Source organism: Emticicia sp. TH156, from assembly GCF_002855535.1.
Lineage (GTDB): Bacteria > Bacteroidota > Bacteroidia > Cytophagales > Spirosomataceae > Emticicia > Emticicia fluvialis.
On sequence record NZ_PKRS01000002.1, the window covers coordinates 35258 to 57763 of the forward strand.

Below are 22506 nucleotides of genomic sequence, written 5' to 3' on the forward strand. Positions count from 1 at the left end.
TCACCTGATTCACCCCTAAACCTTTACTATTATTCGAATGGAATCTCCCGGCTTGCATACGCTCGATTACGTGGTTTTCTTTTTTTACTTTGTGCTGATAAGTGGCTATGGCTACTGGGTGTATCGTAAAAAAAGTGCTGATAATAACACCGCAAACGGATACTTCCTGGCTGAAGGGTCGCTCACGTTCTGGGCCATTGGGGCATCGCTGATTGCATCAAACATTTCTGCAGAACACTTTATCGGTATGTCGGGGTCTGGCTTTGCCATTGGCCTCGCCATTTCCTCTTATGAATGGATGTCGGCTGCTACCCTGCTGGTAGTGGCTGTTTTTTTTCTGCCCGTTTATCTTAAAAACAAAATTTTTACAATGCCGCAGTTTCTGCGCCAGAGATATAATCCACTGGTAGCCACTACCATGGCCATTTTCTGGTTGTTGCTGTATGTTTTTGTAAATCTAACCTCAATTCTTTATCTGGGTGCTTTGGCGTTGGAAGTAACCGCAGGGGTTAACTTTAATATGTCAATCATTGCACTGGCCGTGTTCGCCATTGTTATTACTATTGGCGGCATGAAAGTAATTGGGTACACTGATGTTATTCAGGTAGTGGTGCTGGTATTAGGTGGTTTAATTACTACTTATCTGGCTATGGATATGGTGGCCAGGCATTTCAACACACCTAATCTATTAAGTGCGTTTGGTACTTTAAAAACTCAGGCAGACTCGCACTTTCACATGATTCTGCCCAAATCAAGCCCTTATTATAAAGATCTTCCGGGTTTAACTGTAATTATAGGTGCCATGTGGATTAACAACCTCAATTACTGGGGCTGTAACCAATACATTGTGCAGCGTACCTTAGGAGCCGACCTAAAAACGGCCCGTCAGGGTATTGTTTTTGCCGCCTTTCTGAAATTACTGATTCCGTTAATTGTAGTAATACCGGGTATCGCCGCATTTGTGCTGTACCAGAATGGCGTTTTTCAGAAAGAAATGCTCGATGCAGCAGGCGTAGTAAAACCAGACCACGCTTACCCTGTATTGTTGAACCTGCTACCATCTGGCTTAAAAGGCATTGCCTTTGCAGCTCTTACCGCTGCCATAGTGGCTTCGCTGGCCGGTAAAGCCAATAGTATTTCAACCATTTTCTCTTTAGATATTTATAAGATTTATATCAAGCCCGATGCCTCAGATAAACACCTGGTTCGGGTTGGCCGCATAGCCGTTTGGGTAGCCATGGGCATAGCCGTGCTGATTGCGCCCCAACTCAGAGTGCTTGACCAGGCCTACCAGTTTGTGCAGGAATATTCCAGCTTTATAACTCCGGGCGTTTTTGCCATTTTCTTTTTAGGTTTATTCTGGAAACGCACCACCGGCACCGCTGCATTGGTTGCTGCTTTGCTGACTATTCCTTTATCGCTGGCTTCTAAAATCTGGTTTGAAGAAATCCCGTTCCTTGACCGCATGGGAATCATATTTCTGATACTCGTAGCCATCATGGTTATTCTTAGCCTGATGTCTAAAAATAAAGACAACTCAAAAGGCATGGATGTAGGTATTCCTAAACCAGACTTTACAGTTGGCTTTATCATTTACAGTGTTATTATTTGTGGTGTTTTAACAGCTTTATACACCGCTTTCTGGTAAGATTGATTTATTTACGATAGGCGAACTTTCAGTTCGCCCCACAATTAAATATTATTACAATGCTTCTGACAACCAAAGAAATATTCAGGAAGAGCTATGGCAAATACGGGATTCCGGCCGTAAATGTATTTTTTATGGAAGAAGTCCACGGCCTCTTTGCAGCTGCCGAAAAAGCCAATGCCCCTTTTATTGTGCAAACCACCCCTTTTGCCCGCGACTACGCGCACCCCAAAATGTTGCTGGCCATGATAGAGGCCGCAGCTAGAATATACCCTAAAGTAGTGTATGCCGTGCACGTAGACCACGGCGTGGAAGACCATATTTACGACGCCATTGACAGCGGAGGCTACACTTCTGTAATGATTGATGCCTCGCACGATGATTTTGATACCAACGTAGCCCGTACAAAGGCAGTAGTGGAAAGAGCCCACGCCAAAGGCATTAGCGTAGAAGCAGAGTTGGGTGTATTGGCAGGTATCGAAGATGACCTTATTGTTGAAGCCGGTAAATCTTCGTACACCAACCCTTACGATGTAGAAAGGTTTGTAAATGCTACCGACTGCGACTGCCTGGCCATTGCGGTTGGCACCAGCCACGGCGCCTATAAGTTTAAAGGCAAACAAGGCATTCAATTTCATATTCTGGAAGAAATACAAAGACGCCTGCCGGAGTTTCCGCTGGTATTGCACGGTGGTTCTTCTGTTAACCCTGATGAAATCCGTCGTATTAATAACGCTGGTGGTGCCCTGAAAGATGATGCGCAGGGTGTATCAATGGCCGAAATTCAGAAAGCCATAACGTTGGGTGTTTGTAAAATTAACATTGCAACTGATACCCGTTTGTTATGGACAAGGGTAGTAAGAGAATTTTTCAGAGACACCCCCGACCAGTTTGCCCCAACAACTCCGGGCAAGGTGGTAATGGAAGAATACATAAAATTCATGCTGAATAAATTTGACGATTTTGGCACCACAGGCAAAGGTGTAGATTTTGGAATTAGATAATTGTGCGATAAAAAAATAATCACTCAATCACTAATTTACTCAATCACTAATTAATTACAGACATGGCAAATACTATTAGACTAACCGTTGCCCAGGCAACTATAAAATTCTTAAAGAATCAATATATAGAAAGAGACGGCGTTGAGCAACCCTACTTTGGCGGCTGTTTCGGTATTTTCGGACATGGAAACGTAGCCGGATTAGGACAGGCTTTGCAACAAAATCCTGATTTCAGGTATTATCAGTGCCGAAACGAGCAGTCGATGGTGCATACCGCTGTGGCGTATGCCAAAGTCAAAAACCGCCTGGGCGCTATGGTTTGCACCAGTTCAATCGGGCCGGGCGCTACCAATATGCTTACGGGCGCAGCTTTAGCAACCATCAATCGTCTGCCGGTGCTTTTATTACCCGGCGATATCTTTGCCACCCGCGAACCAAATCCGGTTTTACAGCAATTAGAAAGCACCAGCACGCAGGATATTTCGGTTAATGATTGTTTTAAACCGGTTTCTAAATACTGGGACAGAATCAGCAGACCAGAGCAATTGATTTATTCATTACCTGAAGTAATGCGTGTGCTTACCTCTCAGGCAGAAATGGGCACGGTTACTCTTTCTATGCCGCAGGATATTCAGACGCACGCCTACGATTATCCGGAAGAATTGTTCAAAAAGCGAATATGGCACATTGCTCGCCCAAGACCAGATAAAACAGCCCTGCAAAAAGCGGCAGAGCTGATTAAAAATGCCAAAGCCCCAGTGATAGTGGCTGGTGGTGGTGCTACTTACAGCGATGCCAATGCAGTTTTGCACCAGTTTGCTACCAAAACAGGCATACCCGTAGGCGAAACCTTTGCAGGCAAAGGGGCAGTGCGTTACGATGCCCCTTACGCATTAGGCGGGTTAGGCGCAACCGGCACCAAATATGCCATTGAGATAGCCAATGAAGCCGATGTTGTAATTGGTATAGGTACCCGTTACAGCGACTTCACCACGGCCTCTAAATCTATTTTCCAGAACCCTGATGTACATTTCATCAACATAAATATTTCTGATTTTGATGCTTTCAAGCACGCTGCCTTGCCTTTGGTAGGCGATGCCAAAGTAACATTGGAAGAACTGGCAGATTTACTCGGTGATTACGAAGTTGAAGCCACATTCAGGGAGCGCATTGCCCAAATGAACAAGGCGTGGGATGAAGAAGTAACTCAGATTTATGCCGAAGGTAACGGTACCGTGCCGCCAATTGATCAGGCAGTGGTAATAGGTACTCTGAATAGTTTTATGGAAGACCGCGACATCATGATTAATGCCTCTGGCTCTGCTCCCGGCGACTTACATAAACTATGGCGTGCTACAGACCCTAAAAACTTCCACCTGGAATACGGTTACTCAACTATGGGCTATGAAATTGCCGCCGGTTTGGGTGCCAAGATGGCCGATACCTCGCGTGAGATTTACGTACTGTGCGGCGATGGCGGTTATCTGATGAATAACCACGAGATTATCACTGCCATTCAGGAGGGGTATCGTTTCACAATTTTATTATTAAACAATAATGGCTTTGCCAGCATTGGTGGCTTGTCTGAAAGTATTGGTGGCGAGCGCTTCGGTACAAGATATGTTTATCGAGATGAAACTTCCGGCCAATTATCAGGTGATTTCTTGCCTGTTGACCTAGCTAAAAATGCAGAAAGTCTCGGCGCGGTAGTGATAAAAGCTACCGACAAAGCATCTTTAGAACAAGCACTGGCCGATTCAAAAACGCAAGACAGGGTAACAGTTATATATATTGAAACCAGCCTTTACAGAACCGTGAAAGGTTATAACGCCTGGTGGGAAGTACCGATTGCGGAGGTGTCGGAGTCTGAAAGCGTTCAAAAGGCCTATAAGACCTACCAAACCAATAAAAAGACCCAGAAAATTTATCTATAAAACCATTAAACGTTGCAGCTAAACGTAATAATCTGTAAAGGCAATGAGTAACAGTAACATAAAATTAGGAGTAGCCCCCATTAACTGGACCAACGACGATTTGCCTGAGTTGGGCGCAGAAAATACATTTGAACAGTGTATCAGTGAAATGGCCCTTGCAGGCTTTGAAGGCTGTGAGGTCGGCAATAAATATCCACGCGATACAGAAGTACTTAAAAAAGCGCTGAATCTGCGCAATTTACAGATTGCCAACCAATGGTTCAGTTATGAACTCACCACCAGATCTTTACAGGAAAACGTGGTTGAGTTCAATAAACTGCTCGATTTTCTGGGAGCAATGGGTTGCACCATTGTAGGCGGTGGAGAAACGGGCAATAGCTGCCAGGGTAAAAATGTACCCGTCTTTGAAGGCAAAGGCATGCTCCATTCGGCAGCCGACTGGAAAAAATATGGCGAAAACATGAACGAGCTGGGCAAGATAGCATCAGACAGAGGCTTTAAGCTATCTTTTCATCATCACATGGGTACTATCATCCAGTCTATTGATGAAACAGATAAATTTCTTGAAAATACCAATCCTGACTACGTATTTCTGAATTATGATTGCGGCCACTTTTACTTTGCAGGTGAAGACCCAGTTACAGCCCTGAAGAAATATATTGGCCGTGTAGGCCACGTACACCTGAAAGACATCCGCCCAAAAGTATTACAGCAGGTGCATGATGAAAAGTGGAGTTTTCTGACGGCTGTTAAGAACGGTGTGTTCACTGTGCCGGGAGATATTGAAGGTTGTATTAATTTTCCGGCAATATTCTCTATCTTGCAAGAGAATAACTATAAAGGCTGGGCAATAGTAGAGGCTGAACAAGACCCTGCCAAAGCCAATCCTTTAGCGTATGCCCTGATTGCAAGAAATTACATAAAACAAAACCTCGGTATATGAGTGGACAGTCTCAAATTACCATTAAAGATATTGCCAGAAAATTCAAATGTTCGCCCTCGACAGTGTCGAGGGCGCTGAATGACCACGACGCCATCAATATTGAAACGCGTAAAACCATTCAGGAATACGCAAAAAAAATGAATTATCAGCGGAATCAGGTTTCGCTGAGCCTTCTCAACAAAAAGACCTACTCCTTAGGTGTTATTATCCCCTCGCTTAAATACAGTAACCTTGAAGCCTCAGTTATTGAGGGGCTACAGTCTGTATTACAACCGCTGGGGTATAGCATCAGTATTTTTATATCGCAGGAAAGCCATGAAATTGAAGCCCAGAATGTTGAGCAGTTGCTGGCAAGCCGGGTAGATGCAATATTTCTGTCTGTAAGCCAGGAGACCTATAACCTGGGCTTTTACGGGCATTTCGACAAAATCATAAATGCCAATAAAAGCCTGATTTTTATTGACCGCGACTACGAGGGTTTTAAGTCGAGCCGTGTTGTGATTGACGATTACAAAGGCGCTTACATTGCAGTTGAGCACCTGATAAAAATGGGATGTAAAAGAATTGCCCATCTGAAAGGGCCAAGTGGCACTTCGGTTTCAGAGAAAAGACTGGAAGGCTATCTTGACGCCTTAAAAAACCATAACATACCTATTGATGAAGACCTCATACAAACGGCAGGTTTTCTGTCAGACCGGGCCATTTTTCCTACAAAAACGCTATTAGACAACCCCAATCGGCCTGACGGCATCTTTGCCGTAAACGACCGTGCGGCTATTGGCGCCATTTCGGTTATCCGCTCCGTAGGGTTACAAATTCCCGGCGATATCGCAGTGGTTGGTTTTGATAACGACCCTTCATCTGCCTATATTACGCCTTCGCTCACCACTATTTCGCAGCCAAGCTTCGAAATTGGCAGAGAAGCCGCCCAACTTTTTCTGAATACACAAAACGTAGAAAAAGATGGGGAAGCAAGATTTGAAAAAATCATACTTCCCCCTGAATTACTTATCCGCGAATCTTCGCTCAAAACCTTGTAAGACATTTCATTACAAGGTCTCTTTAAATAATCTAAGGGTTCGTTCCCAGGCAAGTTTTGCAGCTTCAGGGCTATACCGAGTAGGTGCGGTGTCATTATTAAAGGCATGATTCGCCCCTTCATATACGTACAATTCATATTGGGTACCAGCTGCTTTCAAAGCTGCTTCGTAGGCAGGTATTCCGGCATTCACTCTTTCATCCAATCCACCATAATGCAACTGTAGTCTGGCTTTAATTTTAGGTACATCGGCGGCATCAGCCTGCCTGCCGTAATAGGCAACGGCGGCATTCAGCTTTGGGTCATGCACAGCCAGTTGATTGGCTAATCCCCCACCCCAGCAAAAACCTACACAAGCAACTTTTCCGTTGCTTTCGGGTCTTGCACGCAGGTACGCCAGCCCTTTCAAAAAACTACTAATATTTGTCTGATTATCTAATTTTGCAAACAACGCCCGCGCCTCATCTTCGTTGGGCGGAGTACCCCCAAAAGGCGACAAAGCATCAATGGCCATTGCCAGGTAACCGGCTTTGGCTACACGCCGGGCCACATCTTTTATGTGCGGATTCAACCCTCTGTTTTCATGAATAACCACTACGGCACCTCGCTTACTGTTGGTTGCCTTAGGTTTTGCCAGATAACCCTTCATAGTGGCATCCTCGCCCGTGTAGGTAATATTTTCAATTACCAGGCCTTCATCATCTTCAATCACGGTGGCAGCATGTGCATAGTTTACCTCAAGCAATGGCAATACGGCAAAAGCGGCGGCCGTGCTGCCAGTCAGTTTTACCAGGCGCTTCATAAAAACCTCACGGCTGAGGGGCTTGTGGGTGTATTCATCAAACAAATTAATAATCTCCTGATTCATAAAAGTTCTGTTTAATTTTTGAATTGAATAAAGTCAACCTGAAGTAAAAAATGAATCACAATCGGATTCTGTAAGTGTGGAAGAAAGTCAATAGCACTGTAATCAAAATTACAAAAAAGAAGCTTGTCGCAAAGCAACAAGCCTTTTTATTAACCTAATTTTATATTAAAAATCTTTATCCTGTTTTTAAGAAAAAGACACGGAAAATCTCATTAAAAAGTATCAGACTCAATTGCGCTACGTCATCTGATTTCTTATAAAGACGCAAAATTACTTAAACAGGTTTCAACTGAATTAAGTTTTAATAACTATTTAATTTTTTTGAAAGTTGATTTACCCTTAACTCTGGGACAAAAAAAATAACATTAAGTGTATGTTCAAACATTTATTATACCATTGGGCAGATTTGGTCGACAAGTGAGCAATTTTATCGAGTTTTTTTTACAGTAGGTCGTTTATTGTGGCTCAACTATATAAAAGGATGCGCTAAAGCAGCCAATTACGTTTGATAATTAATGAATAAGCATTTATTTCGTTTAAATTTTAGCTCAATAACATGCCCTTTCAGTCTTTTGTACAACGTCATCGAATCCTGATAGTCCATCTGGCTTTTTGGTGTGCTTATTTCTCATTTTTCTTTTACCAAATTAGTTTTCAGGACGACGAACAAGGGAGTTATCTGCGCCTGCTGGCCGATGCCATAGCGCATGTGTCGGTTATTGCCGCAGCCAGCTATATGAATTACTTTTACTTTTTGCCGCGGTTTCTGAAACATAAAAACTTCTGGCGTTATATCATTGAGTTTATTATACCGTTTGTATTTCTACATATTTTTTTGATTTACATTAAACGAGAAATTTATGCCGATAGCGGCGACATCCGCAGAATTGAGGTTGTCAACAGCTCGAAATTTTTTGTAAAGAGTTTTATCAGTGCCATATTCATAGTTATTTTTGTTGGTATGCTTAAGTTTCTGGAAGACTGGTTTAAACTGGAAGGCCAGAAAAAAGAAGTAGAAAATGAAAAACTGGTTACCGAACTAAGGTTTTTAAAAGCACAGATTAACCCTCACTTCTTGTTCAACACGCTTAATAATCTTTACTCACTGGCTTTTTCAAATTCGCCTAATACAACTGAAGTTATAGCTAAATTATCAAAAATGATGCGGTATATGCTGTATGACTCCAACCATGCACAAGTGCCGCTTACCAAAGAAATAGAATATATAGAAAACTATATCAGCCTTGAAAAACTCAGGCTTAACCAGCAAATACCTATTGATTTTATTGTTGAAGGCAACACAAGCCAGGTTATGATTGTACCTTTAGTATTGATTACTTTTCTTGAAAATGCTTTTAAACATGGTGTAAACGGCAACGACCCGAACTCTTGGGTAAAAGTACTATTACAAATTGAAGGGAATACCTGTATTTATACCGTTGAAAACAGCAGGCTGCATTCCATTCATACAATAAGGGAGAGTTCTGGCATTGGCCTGCAGAATCTGAGAAGGCGCCTTGAGTTAAGTTACCCGGGCAAGCATAAGCTAAGTGTTGAAAATAAAAACAAAATGCATAGTATTCAGCTAAAGATTGATTTGTGATGACAATTAGGTGCATAATAGTAGAAGACGAACCCCTTGCCCGGAACTTGCTGGAGCAATATGTACAAAAAATTTCTTACCTGGAGCTAGTGCAGTCTTTTGCCAGCCCTTTGGAGGCGCTTGCTTTTTTGAGAGCTAATACCATTGATTTACTGATTTCTGATATTCAGATGCCAGAGCTGACTGGCATAAGCCTTTTGAAAGTACTACCAGTAAAACCTCTGATAATACTCACAACGGCGTATCCGGAGTATGCGCTGGAAGGTTATGAACTTGATGTAATGGATTACCTGCTGAAACCCGTAACCTTTGAAAGATTTTTGCAGGCAATTGAAAAAGCAGAAAACCGCCTCCAAAACCCCGTACTTACCATACCAGGCAATACATCCACTGCCCGGCAGTTTATTTTTGTTAAAGACCGAACCAAACTGGTAAAAATAAAACTAAGCGAAATTGTGTATATAGAAGGGCTTAAAGACTATATAATTATTTACACGAAAGACAAACGGATTGTACCGCTTCAAACGCTGAAATCGTTTGAGAGCCAATTACCTGCCGACCAGTTTATTCGTATTCATAATTCATATATTGTGTCTTTTGATGCCATAGAGGCAATAGAAAAAGAAAAAGTACAGATAATACCCATTTTGTACCCGACAGGCAGCCCTGCCCGTAGTTTTCTGCCCATTAGTGATACTTACCGAAAAGCCTTTAAAGAGTTTATTGAAAAAAAAGCCGGCTAAAGAATGGGCTGTATGCTGATAATCTGGCTTGAAGTATCTGCCGGTGTCAGTTTTTTTCTGTTAAGTAATGAGTCTTGTCTGGCAGCTTTTCTTTCCAGTGCCAGGTCAATTGTCGGGCCAAGCAAATTCACCAGATACTTTACGTTGTCGGTCTGTATAAAATCCGGGTTCTTCTGTACTGCATCCCTGTTTTCCTGTTCGCTCCGGGCATCCCACACTGCTACTCTTACACCTGCCTCATGCGCTGCTTTCACATCTTCAGCCGAAATCTGATTGGTAGAAACCGTAATACCATACAACCCCATAGATTTGGCAATAGCCAGCCCTTCGGTAAAATCGTCAGGATAAATAAACAGCTTATAGCGAACTGCCTTCTGCTGTATAATCCCAAGAAAGTTTTTATCGTTCGATTCAATACAAATTCTGCGCTGCAACCCATACTTTTCGGCAATGGCAATGATGGCATCGGCAAATCTGGCAAAATAGGCATCATCGGCTGTTGTTTCTCGGTACAACTTGCAGTCAAACGTAAATTTATAATTTTCAACGTTTTCAAGGTTACTAAAAATCTGGTCGAGCGACACCAGCGCATATCTCATATACGGCGTTTCATTATAGTATCCATTCCTGAGTTCTTGCCAGGTATGGGCGTTAACAACCCCTTGCAGATTGGTCTTTACCGACAGGTCAAAATCATGAAAAGCCACCAATACTCCGTCGCTTGTCATTTGCACATCTATTTCAGAACCGTCACTACCCAGATTTATACAGTTTATTATTGACTCAAAGGTATTCATTGGATAAGTAGAGCCAATCCCCATTCCTCCGTGGCCTAAAACTGTAATCATGTCACGGTTCAGGTTGTCAATTTCAAAAATAACGTGGTCGTCCTTACATGAAACAAGGTTCAGCATGAACAGCATTGTGCAGATTTTCTTCATAACCTTAAGTTTGGGTATTAGAAAGCATAACCAAGAGATACCCCATACCAGTTTTTGAAAAGCCCGTCTCTTGAAATTATTGGGTTATAGTTAACCCTGAAAACCAGGCCTCCGGTGTTTTTCTGGTAGCGATATCCCAAATTAAAATTAGAACTGACAGAATTCTCTCTCATCACTTTAAAATTCACAGGGCTGGCCTTAACAATACTTGTAATTGTCTGGCCTAAACCTATCTCCAGGTGATGCACGTTACCATAATAGGCATTGAAAGCCAAGGGAATAGTGATGTCAGGATTCAGATTCGTTTCAAAATCTCTGAGGCGGTAAGTACCGGCTCCAAGCCTTACACCCACATGCCATTGCTTTTTATTGAGAAGTAACCGCTCATAATTAATTGATCCATAGCCGCCCATGCCGAGGGCCTCTATATAAAAAGCATTCGATGCGCTTTTTCTGGTTGAGAACTGTGCTGTGGCAGATTTATAAAAAAAAATCAAAAGACATAGCGTTGTAAATTGTGGATGTTTCATGCCTTATGCTTCTTTGGTTGTACGGATTCTGAAAAACACAATAAGCCTAGCTGCATGATAGACGTACCAATTGCCTGCTGAGGTTGCACTTACTGCCAGCTTATAAAGGCCAATTGTTATAAAATACGGTGGCTAAACATTGCGTTTAACTAAAAACTCTTAATTTTGTATTCTTTAAAACCTTATTTTATGATGTCTGGCGCTTCAAAACTCTTAAATATCGCTCTCTTTCTGGTTGGTTCTTTATTGTTCTCTGCTTCTTATGCAGAAGCGCAGTATTATCCGGGGTACGGACGAAACTCGGGGTATGGCGGCGGATTTAGCAGATTCGGCAATGATTTTGATAATCCCAAACCTAAGGCTCCGCTTGACCCTGACGAAGTGGCCAAAGAAGAAACTAAATGGATGGTAAAAAAGCTGAAATTAACAGAAGAGCAGGAAGTTCTGGTATCGTCACTGAATGAAGACTATGCTTATCAGAGAAAGGATATGTACGAGCGGATAAAAAAAGATTTTGGGCAGACCAAACCCACTCCGCAGCAAATTATAGATGCCAAAGCCAAAATGGCGGCACTTGACGAAAAACAGAACAAAGAATTAGAAAAAATACTTACGCCTGATCAATATAAGGCTTACATCGACAAAAAAGAAGATGTAAAGAAAAAATCGAGACAGTAAAGACCGCCATATATAACTTATGTAATGTGAGTAGATGTGCATAAGCCTTGCCATAAAAAATAGCCGAATTATAAGGAATTGCATCATGATGATTGTTATTCCTGCGTGGTTTCCAATGGCTGAATCTGTTGCTCAAAGTACACTTGAAATACCTGATTCGGTACTTGTTAAGCCTCCGGAAGCACAAAAAAAAGGCGTCGGATTTGCACTTAACTGGGACGCACGCAACTCAATTATTAAACAGCAGCGGGTAAATATATGGGGTGTAAATTCCGGAATTATATTCGGAAAAAAAAGAAATCAGGTTACCGTCGGTTATTACTGGCTCAATTTCAACTCTTATCTACGCCTGCTTGATTTTCGCCGAACAGCTTCCAGAAGAGTTAATCTCGACTACTACACCAAAACAGACCTGTACTTTTTCAGCCTGATGTACTGGAAAAACTTCATCGAAAATAAGCGATGGAGAGTAAGTATGCCGGTTGAAGTTGGTATAGGCGCTACCAAAAATCAGGGTACCAATTTACTTACCGAGATTCAGATATGGAACCGGAAGGATTTTTTCATGCCGGTTCAGACAGGTTTATATGCCAAATGGAAAGCCACACGCTGGGTGGGTATATCTGTTCAGGCCGGGTACCGCTATGCGCTTGTTTCAAGAAACATTCAAAACAACTACAATGGGCTGTATTATAGCCTGGGGTTAGGCTTTCAGCCCGATTTATTCTCCGATATTTATCAGTGGATTCTTGTTAAGAAAACAGTAAAAGCAAAATAGACACTGCGGTTTTTTCAACCAATAGTAAATGTAATTAATCATAAAAAAGAAAATTTTGTTATTGATGGCATATTAGTATATTTGTCTATACAAGTTACACTATTTGTATAGACAAGTAACTAAAAATGGATAAAATTGCTTAAAACAGGCCTACTTGCAGCTAAAAAATGATTATTTAAAAGGCCTTTTAAATTTTTCGTAGACAAAATACCGTGATTTGTCTTATTATTCGACAAAATATTATTTTTGTACAGTAATTATTTTTGAATAAATTTGAAAAATTAATCGGACTTAACACCCCGGCAAACGAAGCAAGTACAAGAAAATTATAAAAATTCTTGTTTTTTTACCAGACTTTTTTTTACATTTGTGCTATTAAAAATAAATTATTAAAAAAATACTTGGCTAGTTATTATTTTCGTTTTTATATTTGAATCTGAAATATGTGGTAGAAAACTGATTAAGTGGTAGCGTTTCAGAATCTTTTCATTGATACCAAAACCCGAAAGGGTAGTAATAAAAATATTAAAGATAAAAGTTGTGTGGATTTAGTAGCGGGAAAGGCTGGAGTCATTTACTCCAGTCCTTTTTTTTTGCCCATACCCCCATTTTAATCGCTTTTTAACCCCCTCTTAATATCAATTTTAATGACTAGGTATAATTTTGTATCAGAAATTAAATACGTAATATAGTTTTTTCATAAAAGTTGTGTGGATTCAATAGGACAAAGGCTGGGCGATTTGACCCAGCTTTTTTTTTGCCTGAAACAAGATTACCAACTGCTTCACCAAGCCTTTTAATGGCTTTTTAATCTTGTATTAAAACTATATTCATGTGTTTCATTCAATTTTGCCAACGTAAATCAAAAAAAACTTTTTTTGTTGCCCGGCATCAAAGAAGGTACAAATAAAATTTTAAGAGGTTTTATTTTATCTAATTAATTAACTAACTTAAAATTTAATACGATTATGCCAAACGATATGAGAGTTTTAGTAGTTGAAGACGAGCCCAAATTGGCCGAATTTGTAAAAAAAGGCCTTGAAGAAAATGCCTGCAATGTAGATATTGCCTATGATGGCCAGATAGGAAGAAATATGGCGCTTAGTAACCCGTATGATGTACTGGTTCTTGACGTAAATCTGCCCAAAATAAACGGCTTTGACCTGGCCCAGCAATTGCGTCAGGAGCAGCTATCGACCCCTATTCTGATGCTTACTGCCATGGGCAGCATTAATGATAAGCTGGTTGGTTTCGGAGCAGGCGCCGACGATTACCTGGTAAAACCATTTGAGTTCAGAGAGTTACTGGTCAGGCTCAGGGCTTTGCAGCGGAGGTCCAGCGATATGATGCCTCAACAGAATATCCTTAAAGTGGCCGACCTAGAGCTGGACCTGAACGAAAAAGTGGCTCGCAGAAATAACCATACCATTGACCTGACAGCCCGCGAATTTGCCCTGCTTGAGTATCTCATCCGAAACAGAGGAAGGGTGGTGTCAAGAGTAGACATAGCTGAAAAAGTATGGGATATTCATTTTGATACAGGCACCAATACAATTGATGTGTATATCAATTTCCTCAGAAAAAAAATAGATAAAGATTATCCGGTAAAATTAATCCACACCGTAGTTGGTATGGGGTACATCCTGAAAGAAGATTAACAGCCAGTAATGAAAATTGTAGACAGACAGCCCCTTCGTGCTTCATTAATTGTGTCAATATTGTTTGGTGCGTTCTCTATCGTCATCTATAATTTTTATGCTGATTTCCGCCAGAAAGAGTTTTTGAAAATTCTGAAACAAAATGCTATTTCCCGCGAGCGATTACTTGCTGACAGTTCTTCACTTACCCCGCAGATTCTGGAAAGAATTGAAATAAACTCTGAGTTCAGGATGACCGAAGAGGCCAATGGCATCTATACACTCAGTGGAAAAACCATTTATGCCTCCCCTACCGAGCAACCCATAAGCCCCGACCTCTTACGAAAGGTACTGAAGAAAAAAGAAGTCTCTATCGATAGCCTCGATAAAGACCGGATTCTTTTCATTTATGAAATTCCGGAAACAAGCCAGAAGGTCATACTTTCTGCATCTGCAATTGACGACTTCGGCTATGCCAAACAGGAAAGACTCAGAGACCTGCTGATTGTAGGTACCATAGTTGCCATTATTGTAATTGTGCTGATGATGCGTTTTTTTGTGAAGCGAGACGTAAAACCAATTGGCCGGATTGCCGACCGCATGGAACTGATTACAGCACACGACTCTAACCAAAGGCTACCAGAGGCCAATCTGAATGATGAGGTAGGCCAGATGGCGCGTACTTTCAATGATTTGCTCGACAGGCTCGAATTTGCCTACACCCAGCAACGAAACTTTGTGTCTTATGTAACGCATGAGCTTCGCACACCGCTTACCATTATGCAGGGCCAGGCCGAGGTGGCATTAATGAAAGAACGAACCAACAATGAGTACCGCCAGGTGCTTGACTCTGCAAAAGCAGAGGTACAGGATATGATAAAACTTGTGAATGAATTGCTGGAACTGGTAAGGGTCAATGCAGATGCGCATCTGGTTGATTTGCGCGAAGTACGGGTTGATGACCTGCTATGGCAGGCAAGAGGCCAGTTGATTCAGAAAAAACCACATTACGATATTAATATAGATTTTGAAGAAGTGCCGGAGTCGGAAGATATAACCGTAATGGGTAATGCTGCACTATTGAAAATGGCATTTATGAATATTATGGAAAATGCCTGTAAATATAGCCTTGACCCATCGTGCCAGACCCTCATACATACCCGACGGAAAGAAGTGGAGGTACGTTTTATTGACCAGGGCACTGGCATTTCAGAAGAAGATCTGGAGCATATCTTTAAGCCATTTTATCGCTCTGTTAATACACATGATGTTTCCGGGCACGGCATTGGCCTGCCACTTACGAAGAGAATTATCGAAATTCATCGCGGAAAGATATCTATTGAATCAGAAGTTGGGCATGGTTCAACAATTATCATTATCTTGCCAACAATTGAATAGCAATACACAATAAATGAAACTTCTGATACTGGCAGGGGGCATGTCGTCCCGAATGAAAAAGGCATTAGCTGAAGACACTTCTCTGGATAGCAAGCTCATTGAACAAGCCAATACCTTACCCAAATGCATGATCGGCCTGGGTAAAAATGGCCGTCCTTTTCTTGACTACGTTCTATATAATGCTGCCAGAGCGGGTATAAAAGATGTAATTCTTCTACTTAACCCAAAGGATACCGTAACACAACCGCATTACGAAACATTAGTTGGGTCAGGCAATAACTGGGGGCTTAATATCAGATTTGCACGTCAGCACATACCTGAAGGCAGAGAAAAACCCCTGGGTACAACTGATGCAATTGAGCAGGCACTGGCACAGCACCCCGACTGGGCAGATAGCCGTTTCATTGCCTGTAACGGAGATAACCTGTATCCAGTTTCGGCCTTTCAGATGCTGGCAGAAAGCGATTTCCCTAATGCCATGCTTGACTGGGACTCCACAGGGAACACAGTTGAAAGAACCCGCAATTGTGCCATTATCAAAAAAGATGCAGATGGCTTTCTGACTGATTTATTAGAGAAACCTAATGATGAAGAATGGCAAGAAATAGTAAGCACTATGCCGCGCATAGGCATCAGCTGGAATATCTTTGCATTTACAGCCAGAGATTTGCTGCCATTTATGCAAAAAACACCACTACATCCGGTTCGTAACGAAAAGGAAATTCCGGTTACGGTAAGGCTGTGGGCGAATGAAGCGCCCAAAAGTATTTATACCATTCCGATTTCTGAAGTACTGCCCGACCTTACCAGTAAGAGCGACATTGCTGCTATTCAGGCAATTCTTGAGCGAGATTACAGCAATATTTAGTTTTCTTTTTCAACAACCAGATTTTTGGTTGGGTCAATCAAAAACCAGAGCATAGACGCCACAATCAGACAACCCGCTATTAAAAATAGCGGGTAATTAAAGTCAGATGTGTGTTGAACAATAATGCCAAATATTATGGTAATGAAAAAGCCACCTAGCTGGCCGGCAAAATTCATGGCCCCGGCAACCGTGCCTGCGTATTGTTTACCAATGTCTACACAAACAGCAAATGCCACGGGCAGAGTAAAATCTTTTAACAATACACAAAGGGCTAATAAGTACCCGGCTGTTTCATTATCTGCCGTAAGGCCTGAGGCTAAAAAGCAAATACCTGAGCTGCCTAAACCCAGCACCCCTACTACTCTACGCCCTATTTTTAAACCGTATTTTCTGCTTATTATATCACTGGCAAAACCACCGGCCAGACACCCGATAGCCCCAAGGAAATAGGATAAAGAAACAAAGTTTTTAGCCTGCTCTTCGCTCATGTGCCTGCCTTCCTGAAAATAGGTTGACGACCAGTTGGTAAAAAAATAAGACGCATAAAAAAACAAGTGGCACATCAGCATCAGCCCCCAAACATTGGGATTTTTGATTACTATCTTCCAGTCAACTTTATGATGAGTGATAGTCTTTTTTCTGTCTGATTCAATTTCTTCAATTTCATCAGCACTAATTCCAGGCATTTCAGACGGAGTATCACGAAACCAGAAATACCAGACTATTGCCCATAACCCGCCAACAGCCCCTAATATAAAAAATGCCATACGCCACCCGGCTGCATGTACCAGCGGTATTACTAATAATGGTGTTAAGGCACCACCCAGCCTTCCGGCTGCCCATATTACAGATTGGGCCCTGCCGACTTCTACAGATGGAAACCACCTGGATATAACAATAGAAGCATTCGGGAATGCCCCTGCCTCACCCACGCCGAATAAAAATCTAACCAAGAGCAGATACACAAAATGAAAGGCTGTGCCCGTTAACGCTGTAAAGCCAGACCACCACAAAACAACCCGGGTTAACACCTTTCGTGGCCCTATCCTGTCGCCTAATATACCTGTCGGTAGTTCAAACAAGGCATAAGAAAGCGAGAAAGCGCCCAGCACATATCCGAAAGATTCGTTATCCAGCCCCAGGTCTGATTTTACATACTTACTCACCACATTCATACAAACCCTGTCAAGATAGGTAATGATAGAAAGTAAAAATAATGCCAGCAGAACCTTGTATCTGATTTTCATATAAACAGGGTGGTACAATTAAATTTAAGTATAGTAAATATAGAAAAAATAATGTTTACTGTCTATTTTTGAGTACTTATTCACCCCCTACTGAATTTATATGATAAAAACCGCTTTAGCAGATAAGCTTGGGTTTCCAGGCTTATTTATTTGGCTATGTTTCATGGCCGGCACCGTTTCTGCCCAGCAAGATACCACCATTGTTATCAAAGTTTTAGGTGGCCTGCAGTTTGACCTGCCTCGTTTTTCTGTTCGCCCCAACACAAGGGTAACCATTACGCTTGATAATCATGACGACATGGCCCATAACCTTGTGGTTACCCAGCCAGACTCACGCCTGAAAGTGGTAGACCTGGCTCTGAAACTGGCCGATAAGGGAGCCAAAATGGATTATGTACCCACTACGCCACTGGTTATTGCCAATACCAGAATACTTGAACCCGGCAAAATGGAAAGCATCACTTTTATGGTTGGTAAAGAAGGCGTGTACCCCTATGTTTGTACATACCCCGGGCATGGATATATAATGTACGGGGCCATGTATGTTACAACAAAACCACTGCCACCACTTGAAAAAGATTTGAATGTACCAGAGGCGCAAAGATTAAAAACAGCCATGCCGGCAGGCCACGCAGGCCACCAGATGGCGGCAGTACCGTCGCCGCACCCCTACCCGCTCAGGTATCCTATGTATTATCGTACTTTTATGCCAGACTGCAGCCCCGCTGCCATAGCTGTTGCCCTGAGTGAAACCGAATCTTATTGTTTTGATGCCGGAAAATGCTATCTGCGATACGCATGGTCTGGAGGATTTGTTGACAATACCGACCATTGGAAAGGTAATGGCAGTAAGCTGACCAAAATAGTAGGAGAAGTTTACTGGCGAGACAAAACCGGTTTTCCCTTACGTATTAATACCCCTGATACTCTGCCACAGGTAGATTTTAAAGGGTATTCGTTCTCTAATAGAATACCTACTTTCAGATACCTCATTAATGATATTGAAGTAAAAGAAACGCTGAAATTGCTGCCGGATAATGAAGGTTTAAGCAGAACCCTTGCTTTCAGAAATAACACCAAGCCCGTTTTCTTTGTAGTTAAAACAGATGACGGTATTACCTACCGTAGTTCGGCTGGTGAATTTAAAGATGGAATTTTGAAAATTCCGGCAGGTACACAACGCGTAACCATAACCATGAAGAAGTAGAATGAAAATTGTAAAACATATAGCAGCCCTGCTTGCCTTGTTGCTCTATTCGGGCGCTTCTGAGGGGCAAACCAATGCTCCTAAAGACTCGGCAGCCAATTATTATACCATTGAAAATATACCACTTCCGGAAGGGCTCATTGCCGAAACCGGAGCTATCGGCTTTATGCCAGATGGCCGTTTTATTGCTGGTTTCCACCGCGGAGAAATCATGACCTACAACCCCAAGACCCAAAAATGGAAATTGTTTGCTGAAGGCCTGCACGACCCATTGGGGATTCTGGTTGTAAACAACCATGAGATTCTGATTATGCAACGCCCGGAGTTAACCAGAATAAAAGACACAAATGGCGATGGTGTAGCCGATGAATACCAAACGGTGACAGACGACTTCGGGATGTCTGGTAATTACCATGAATTTGCCTTTGGCCCCGTTGCAGACAAACAGGGCAATTTATACATTGCGCTTAATCTTGCCTCAAATGGTGCGGGTATTCGCCCTGAAATAAGAGGAAAATACGACTCGCTGTCAAGGCCAGGCCGTATGTATTCCTGCGTACCTTACCGGGGCTGGATAATGAAGCTTACCAAAGACGGCAAGCTGCACCCGTATGCCGTGGGTTTCCGCTCGCCCAATACATTGGGGTTTGATGCTCAGGGAAGGCTGTTTGTAACCGACAACCAGGGAGACTGGCTAGGCACCAGTAAGTTGTTTCATGTAGAAGAAGGTAAATTCTATGGGCACCCGGCAGGATTAATCTGGAAAGAAGATTTCCCCAGAATAGTGCCTATTAAACTGCCGGTGGCTCAGCTTGACAGCATGCGTACCAAAGAATCAATCCAGTTTCCGCATGGCTATTTTGCCAACTCTCCTACTCAGCCTGTTTGGGACAATACCAATGGGAAATTCGGACCTTTTGCCGGGCAAATGATGGTAGGTGATATGGACCACAAGTATGTAATGCGTACTTTGCTGGAAGAAGTAGGCGGAGATTTACAAGGCGCCTGCATACCGATGAACTTCGGCTCAAAAATGCGCATTGGCAACAACCGGTTAGTGTTTGCGCCTGACGGTAGCCTTTGGGTAGGCCAGAACGACCACGGCTGGGCTGGTTCAAGAGGCATTCAGCGTATCAGTTGGAAAGGCAAAACTCATTTGGATGTAATGTCTATGCACCTTACCAAAGCCGGATTTGATTTAACATTCACACTTCCTTTGAATGAAGAGGCTGCACGCAACATAGCTAACTACAAATTCAGACGCTTCTATTACGAATACCACCAGGCTTATGGCTCTAAGCAGTTTGATGTGCAGGAAGTACCTGTGAAATCAATTACACTTTCGCCAGACCGCAAAAAGGTATCAATTGTGCTGACAGAATTAAAACCCGGATATGTATATGAATTGAGAACCGGAGATATAAAAACTGATGATAACCGGTACTTGTTCAATAATCTGATTTGTTATACCTTAAACAAACTGCTGTAAAACCAGTTGTAGGGTTATGAATTAGGAGATAAAGCAGGCCGCTTACTGACGATTGTCATATTCACTGAAAGCTTTATGCCTGAATTTTGCACCCGTAAAAGTTCATAATCCTACAATGGCAACCATTATATCAGCAGACGAGGCCCTGAAAGTTATCCAATCGGGCGACAAAATATATGTTCATAGTGTAGCAGCGGCGCCGCAGCATTTGCTGCAGCAACTAGTTCGGCGTTCGGGCGATTTACAAAATGTTGAGCTGTATCATTTGCATACAGAAGGCGATGCCCCTTACACCCGGCCAGAATACGAAGGTATTTTTCATACCAATGCTTTTTTTATAGGTAAAAATATAAGAAAAGCCATAGCCGAAGGGCGTGGCAGCTACATTCCTGTATTTTTGTCAGAAATCCCCCGCCTTTTCCGGCAGAATATCATCAAGCTCAATGTAGCCCTTATATCGGTATCATTGCCTGACAAAAACGGGTTTTGTTCGCTTGGCACCTCATTAGATGCCACACTGGCCGCATTGGAATCGGCAGATGTAGTAATTGCGCAGGCCAATAAATTTGTACCCCGAACCTGGGGAAACGGGCAGATTCATCTGAGTAAAATTAAATACCTTGTGCCTTTTGATGAGCCGCTGCCAACAGTAACCTGGAGCGAACCTACAGAAATTGAAAAACAAATAGGCAATAATGTTGCTTCACTAGTAGAAGACGGCGCCACGCTGCAAATGGGCATTGGCAATATTCCGAATGCAGTACTGGCTGCCTTGGGTAACCATAAAGATTTAGGTATTCACACCGAAATGTTTTCAGATGGCCTGATTCCCCTTATTGAAAAAGGCGTGGTTACGGGCAGGTTTAAGAAAAAACACCCGGGCAAAGTTGTTACTACTTTTCTTTATGGGTCAGAACACCTCTATAAATTTGTTGACGATAATCCATTGATAAGTATGCTACCCGTTGATTATGTTAATGATACTTCTATTATTTGTCAGAATCCGAAAGTAACAGCCATCAACAGCGCTATAGAAATTGACATTACGGGTCAGATTTGCGCCGATAGTATCGGTTACCAGATGTATTCTGGCGTTGGCGGGCAAATGGATTTTATCAGAGGAGCCGCCTTGTCTGAAGGCGGAAAACCAATTATTGCGTTGCAGTCGGCAACCAAAAACGGCGAAACAAAAATTGTAACACACCTGAAAGAAGGAGCAGGCGTGGTAACTACACGCGGGCATGTGCATTATGTTGTAACAGAATATGGCATAGCCTATATTTATGGTAAAAATCTGGTTGAACGCGCCAAAGAACTGATAAAAGTGGCACACCCCGACCACCGTGAACAACTGGAAAGAGAAGCCTTCGAGCGATTCAGACACCAGGCTACGCAAGGCACTTACACGTATATGTAATTGATTTTGGTTTCATTTATGTTAATTTTAGGTTTTAAATTTTGCATAAATGAAACCATTCTTCTTTCTACCCATTCTGGTTATCAGTTATTCCTCATTCTCGCAGGAAACATTCAAATTAGTTAATCCCTCTTCTGTTGCTACACCCCGGGGTTATTCACAAGTTGCCAAAGTAGACCTGGGCAATGCTACCATGCTGCTTATCAGTGGGCAGGTTCCTTTAGATAAGCAGGGGAATCTTGTTGGCAAAGACGATTTTGCCAGACAAACGGAGCAGACCTTCCAAAACATAAAGAATATAATTGAAGAATCGGGCGGAAACATGAGCCATCTGGCCAAGCTGTCTTATTTTATAAGAGACGTAAGCAAAATTCAGATTGTCAGAAATATCCGTGATAAATTTATTAACGTTCAGAATCCTCCGGCCAGCACACTGGTGGAGGTAAGCCATTTGTATAGAGAGGATGTATTGATTGAAATTGAAGCCACAGCCATTATCCCAAAAAAATAAGTTCTTCAGATAGTATTTTTTTA

General features: G+C 42.2%; 20 protein-coding genes. 16 read left to right on the top strand and 4 right to left on the bottom strand.

Annotation, left to right across the window (positions count from 1 at the left end; translation table 11 throughout):
• Positions 1-37 precede the first annotated feature (37 nt).
• The 5 genes from C0V77_RS04135 (at position 38) to C0V77_RS04155 (ending at position 6569) form a co-directional block, all read left to right on the top strand.
• Complete coding sequence (locus tag C0V77_RS04135; protein WP_101725079.1) at positions 38-1648, top strand: sodium/sugar symporter; 1611 nt, start codon at positions 38-40, stop codon at positions 1646-1648.
• Between the two features lie 59 nt (positions 1649-1707).
• Positions 1708-2652, top strand: a complete 945-nt coding sequence (locus tag C0V77_RS04140; protein ID WP_101725080.1) for a class II fructose-bisphosphate aldolase — start codon at positions 1708-1710, stop codon at positions 2650-2652.
• 62 nt (positions 2653-2714) lie between these two features.
• Positions 2715-4586: a 3D-(3,5/4)-trihydroxycyclohexane-1,2-dione acylhydrolase (decyclizing) gene (gene iolD, locus C0V77_RS04145; protein ID WP_101725081.1), complete on the top strand. Its 1872-nt coding sequence runs from the start codon at positions 2715-2717 to the stop codon at positions 4584-4586.
• A 43-nt stretch (positions 4587-4629) separates the two neighbouring features.
• Positions 4630-5529, top strand: a complete 900-nt coding sequence (iolE, locus tag C0V77_RS04150) for a myo-inosose-2 dehydratase (protein WP_101725082.1) — start codon at positions 4630-4632, stop codon at positions 5527-5529.
• Positions 5526-6569 carry a LacI family DNA-binding transcriptional regulator gene (locus tag C0V77_RS04155; RefSeq protein ID WP_101725083.1) on the top strand — a complete coding sequence of 348 codons (1044 nt, stop codon included), beginning with the start codon at positions 5526-5528 and terminating at the stop codon, positions 6567-6569. The genes iolE and C0V77_RS04155 overlap by 4 nt, the downstream gene beginning before the upstream one ends.
• A gap of 9 nt (positions 6570-6578) precedes the next feature.
• On the opposite strand, the gene C0V77_RS04160 is transcribed toward C0V77_RS04155, so the two are convergent.
• Positions 6579-7436, bottom strand: coding sequence for a dienelactone hydrolase family protein (locus C0V77_RS04160; RefSeq protein ID WP_101725084.1), 858 nt, complete (start codon positions 7434-7436; stop codon positions 6579-6581).
• Positions 7437-7992: 556 nt separating this feature from the next.
• On the opposite strand from C0V77_RS04160, the gene C0V77_RS04165 reads away from it, so the two are divergent.
• A complete protein-coding gene (locus C0V77_RS04165) occupies positions 7993-9039 on the top strand; it encodes a sensor histidine kinase (protein WP_101725085.1) in 1047 nt (348 codons plus the stop codon).
• Positions 9039-9782 carry a LytTR family DNA-binding domain-containing protein gene (locus C0V77_RS04170; RefSeq protein ID WP_101725086.1) on the top strand — a complete coding sequence of 248 codons (744 nt, stop codon included), beginning with the start codon at positions 9039-9041 and terminating at the stop codon, positions 9780-9782. The genes C0V77_RS04165 and C0V77_RS04170 overlap by 1 nt, the downstream gene beginning before the upstream one ends.
• On the opposite strand, the gene C0V77_RS04175 is transcribed toward C0V77_RS04170, so the two are convergent.
• Positions 9779-10723 carry a glycerophosphodiester phosphodiesterase family protein gene (locus tag C0V77_RS04175; RefSeq protein WP_101725087.1) on the bottom strand — a complete coding sequence of 315 codons (945 nt, stop codon included), beginning with the start codon at positions 10721-10723 and terminating at the stop codon, positions 9779-9781. The two genes, C0V77_RS04170 and C0V77_RS04175, sit on opposite strands and share 4 nt — an antisense overlap.
• 17 nt (positions 10724-10740) lie before the next feature.
• Positions 10741-11253, bottom strand: coding sequence for a hypothetical protein (locus C0V77_RS04180; protein ID WP_101725088.1), 513 nt, complete (start codon positions 11251-11253; stop codon positions 10741-10743).
• A 165-nt stretch (positions 11254-11418) separates the two neighbouring features.
• On the opposite strand from C0V77_RS04180, the gene C0V77_RS04185 reads away from it, so the two are divergent.
• The 5 genes from C0V77_RS04185 (at position 11419) to C0V77_RS04205 (ending at position 16612) form a co-directional block, all read left to right on the top strand.
• A complete protein-coding gene (locus C0V77_RS04185; RefSeq protein WP_143706000.1) occupies positions 11419-11931 on the top strand; it encodes a hypothetical protein in 513 nt (170 codons plus the stop codon).
• Between the two features lie 85 nt (positions 11932-12016).
• Positions 12017-12709: a hypothetical protein gene (locus tag C0V77_RS04190; RefSeq protein WP_101725090.1), complete on the top strand. Its 693-nt coding sequence runs from the start codon at positions 12017-12019 to the stop codon at positions 12707-12709.
• Between the two features lie 980 nt (positions 12710-13689).
• Positions 13690-14367, top strand: a complete 678-nt coding sequence (locus C0V77_RS04195) for a response regulator transcription factor (RefSeq protein WP_173830519.1) — start codon at positions 13690-13692, stop codon at positions 14365-14367.
• Positions 14368-14376: 9 nt separating this feature from the next.
• Entirely contained in the window at positions 14377-15744 is a 1368-nt protein-coding gene (locus tag C0V77_RS04200) for a cell wall metabolism sensor histidine kinase WalK (protein ID WP_101725092.1), read from the top strand.
• A gap of 13 nt (positions 15745-15757) precedes the next feature.
• Positions 15758-16612, top strand: a complete 855-nt coding sequence (locus C0V77_RS04205; RefSeq protein ID WP_101725093.1) for a sugar phosphate nucleotidyltransferase — start codon at positions 15758-15760, stop codon at positions 16610-16612.
• Here C0V77_RS04205 and C0V77_RS04210 read toward each other — a convergent pair.
• Positions 16609-17859 (bottom strand): MFS transporter, encoded by a 1251-nt coding sequence (locus C0V77_RS04210; RefSeq protein WP_101725094.1) that lies wholly within the window; start codon positions 17857-17859, stop codon positions 16609-16611. The two genes, C0V77_RS04205 and C0V77_RS04210, sit on opposite strands and share 4 nt — an antisense overlap.
• A gap of 163 nt (positions 17860-18022) precedes the next feature.
• Between C0V77_RS04210 and C0V77_RS04215 the strand changes: the two genes are divergently transcribed.
• The 4 genes from C0V77_RS04215 to C0V77_RS04230 all read left to right on the top strand — a co-directional run bounded on the left by C0V77_RS04215 (position 18023) and on the right by C0V77_RS04230 (position 22483).
• Complete coding sequence (locus C0V77_RS04215; protein WP_101725479.1) at positions 18023-19066, top strand: plastocyanin/azurin family copper-binding protein; 1044 nt, start codon at positions 18023-18025, stop codon at positions 19064-19066.
• 1 nt (position 19067) lies between these two features.
• The gene (locus C0V77_RS04220; RefSeq protein ID WP_229236194.1) at positions 19068-20555 is read left to right on the top strand and encodes a hypothetical protein; all 1488 of its coding nucleotides are present in this window, start codon (positions 19068-19070) and stop codon (positions 20553-20555) included.
• Between the two features lie 115 nt (positions 20556-20670).
• Positions 20671-21972 carry an acetyl-CoA hydrolase/transferase family protein gene (locus C0V77_RS04225; RefSeq protein ID WP_101725095.1) on the top strand — a complete coding sequence of 434 codons (1302 nt, stop codon included), beginning with the start codon at positions 20671-20673 and terminating at the stop codon, positions 21970-21972.
• A 49-nt stretch (positions 21973-22021) separates the two neighbouring features.
• Positions 22022-22483 carry a RidA family protein gene (locus tag C0V77_RS04230; RefSeq protein WP_101725096.1) on the top strand — a complete coding sequence of 154 codons (462 nt, stop codon included), beginning with the start codon at positions 22022-22024 and terminating at the stop codon, positions 22481-22483.
• Positions 22484-22506 lie beyond the last annotated feature (23 nt).

Excerpts from the sequence above, each read along its gene's own strand:
- C0V77_RS04200 (WP_101725092.1), top strand. The coding sequence starts at position 14,377 with ATGAAAATTGTAGACAGACAGCCCCTTCGTGCTTCATTAATTGTGTCA.
- C0V77_RS04215 (WP_101725479.1), top strand. The coding sequence starts at position 18,023 with ATGGCCGGCACCGTTTCTGCCCAGCAAGATACCACCATTGTTATCAAA.
- C0V77_RS04195 (WP_173830519.1), top strand. The coding sequence starts at position 13,690 with ATGAGAGTTTTAGTAGTTGAAGACGAGCCCAAATTGGCCGAATTTGTA.
- C0V77_RS04135 (WP_101725079.1), top strand. The coding sequence starts at position 38 with ATGGAATCTCCCGGCTTGCATACGCTCGATTACGTGGTTTTCTTTTTT.
- C0V77_RS04190 (WP_101725090.1), top strand. The coding sequence starts at position 12,017 with ATGATGATTGTTATTCCTGCGTGGTTTCCAATGGCTGAATCTGTTGCT.
- C0V77_RS04180 (WP_101725088.1), bottom strand. The coding sequence starts at position 11,253 with ATGAAACATCCACAATTTACAACGCTATGTCTTTTGATTTTTTTTTAT.
- C0V77_RS04220 (WP_229236194.1), top strand. The coding sequence starts at position 19,068 with ATGAAAATTGTAAAACATATAGCAGCCCTGCTTGCCTTGTTGCTCTAT.
- C0V77_RS04230 (WP_101725096.1), top strand. The coding sequence starts at position 22,022 with ATGAAACCATTCTTCTTTCTACCCATTCTGGTTATCAGTTATTCCTCA.
- C0V77_RS04165 (WP_101725085.1), top strand. The coding sequence starts at position 7,993 with ATGCCCTTTCAGTCTTTTGTACAACGTCATCGAATCCTGATAGTCCAT.
- C0V77_RS04205 (WP_101725093.1), top strand. The coding sequence starts at position 15,758 with ATGAAACTTCTGATACTGGCAGGGGGCATGTCGTCCCGAATGAAAAAG.
- C0V77_RS04175 (WP_101725087.1), bottom strand. The coding sequence starts at position 10,723 with ATGAAGAAAATCTGCACAATGCTGTTCATGCTGAACCTTGTTTCATGT.
- C0V77_RS04225 (WP_101725095.1), top strand. The coding sequence starts at position 20,671 with ATGGCAACCATTATATCAGCAGACGAGGCCCTGAAAGTTATCCAATCG.
- C0V77_RS04140 (WP_101725080.1), top strand. The coding sequence starts at position 1,708 with ATGCTTCTGACAACCAAAGAAATATTCAGGAAGAGCTATGGCAAATAC.
- C0V77_RS04170 (WP_101725086.1), top strand. The coding sequence starts at position 9,039 with ATGACAATTAGGTGCATAATAGTAGAAGACGAACCCCTTGCCCGGAAC.
- C0V77_RS04160 (WP_101725084.1), bottom strand. The coding sequence starts at position 7,436 with ATGAATCAGGAGATTATTAATTTGTTTGATGAATACACCCACAAGCCC.
- C0V77_RS04210 (WP_101725094.1), bottom strand. The coding sequence starts at position 17,859 with ATGAAAATCAGATACAAGGTTCTGCTGGCATTATTTTTACTTTCTATC.
- C0V77_RS04155 (WP_101725083.1), top strand. The coding sequence starts at position 5,526 with ATGAGTGGACAGTCTCAAATTACCATTAAAGATATTGCCAGAAAATTC.
- iolE (WP_101725082.1), top strand. The coding sequence starts at position 4,630 with ATGAGTAACAGTAACATAAAATTAGGAGTAGCCCCCATTAACTGGACC.
- iolD (WP_101725081.1), top strand. The coding sequence starts at position 2,715 with ATGGCAAATACTATTAGACTAACCGTTGCCCAGGCAACTATAAAATTC.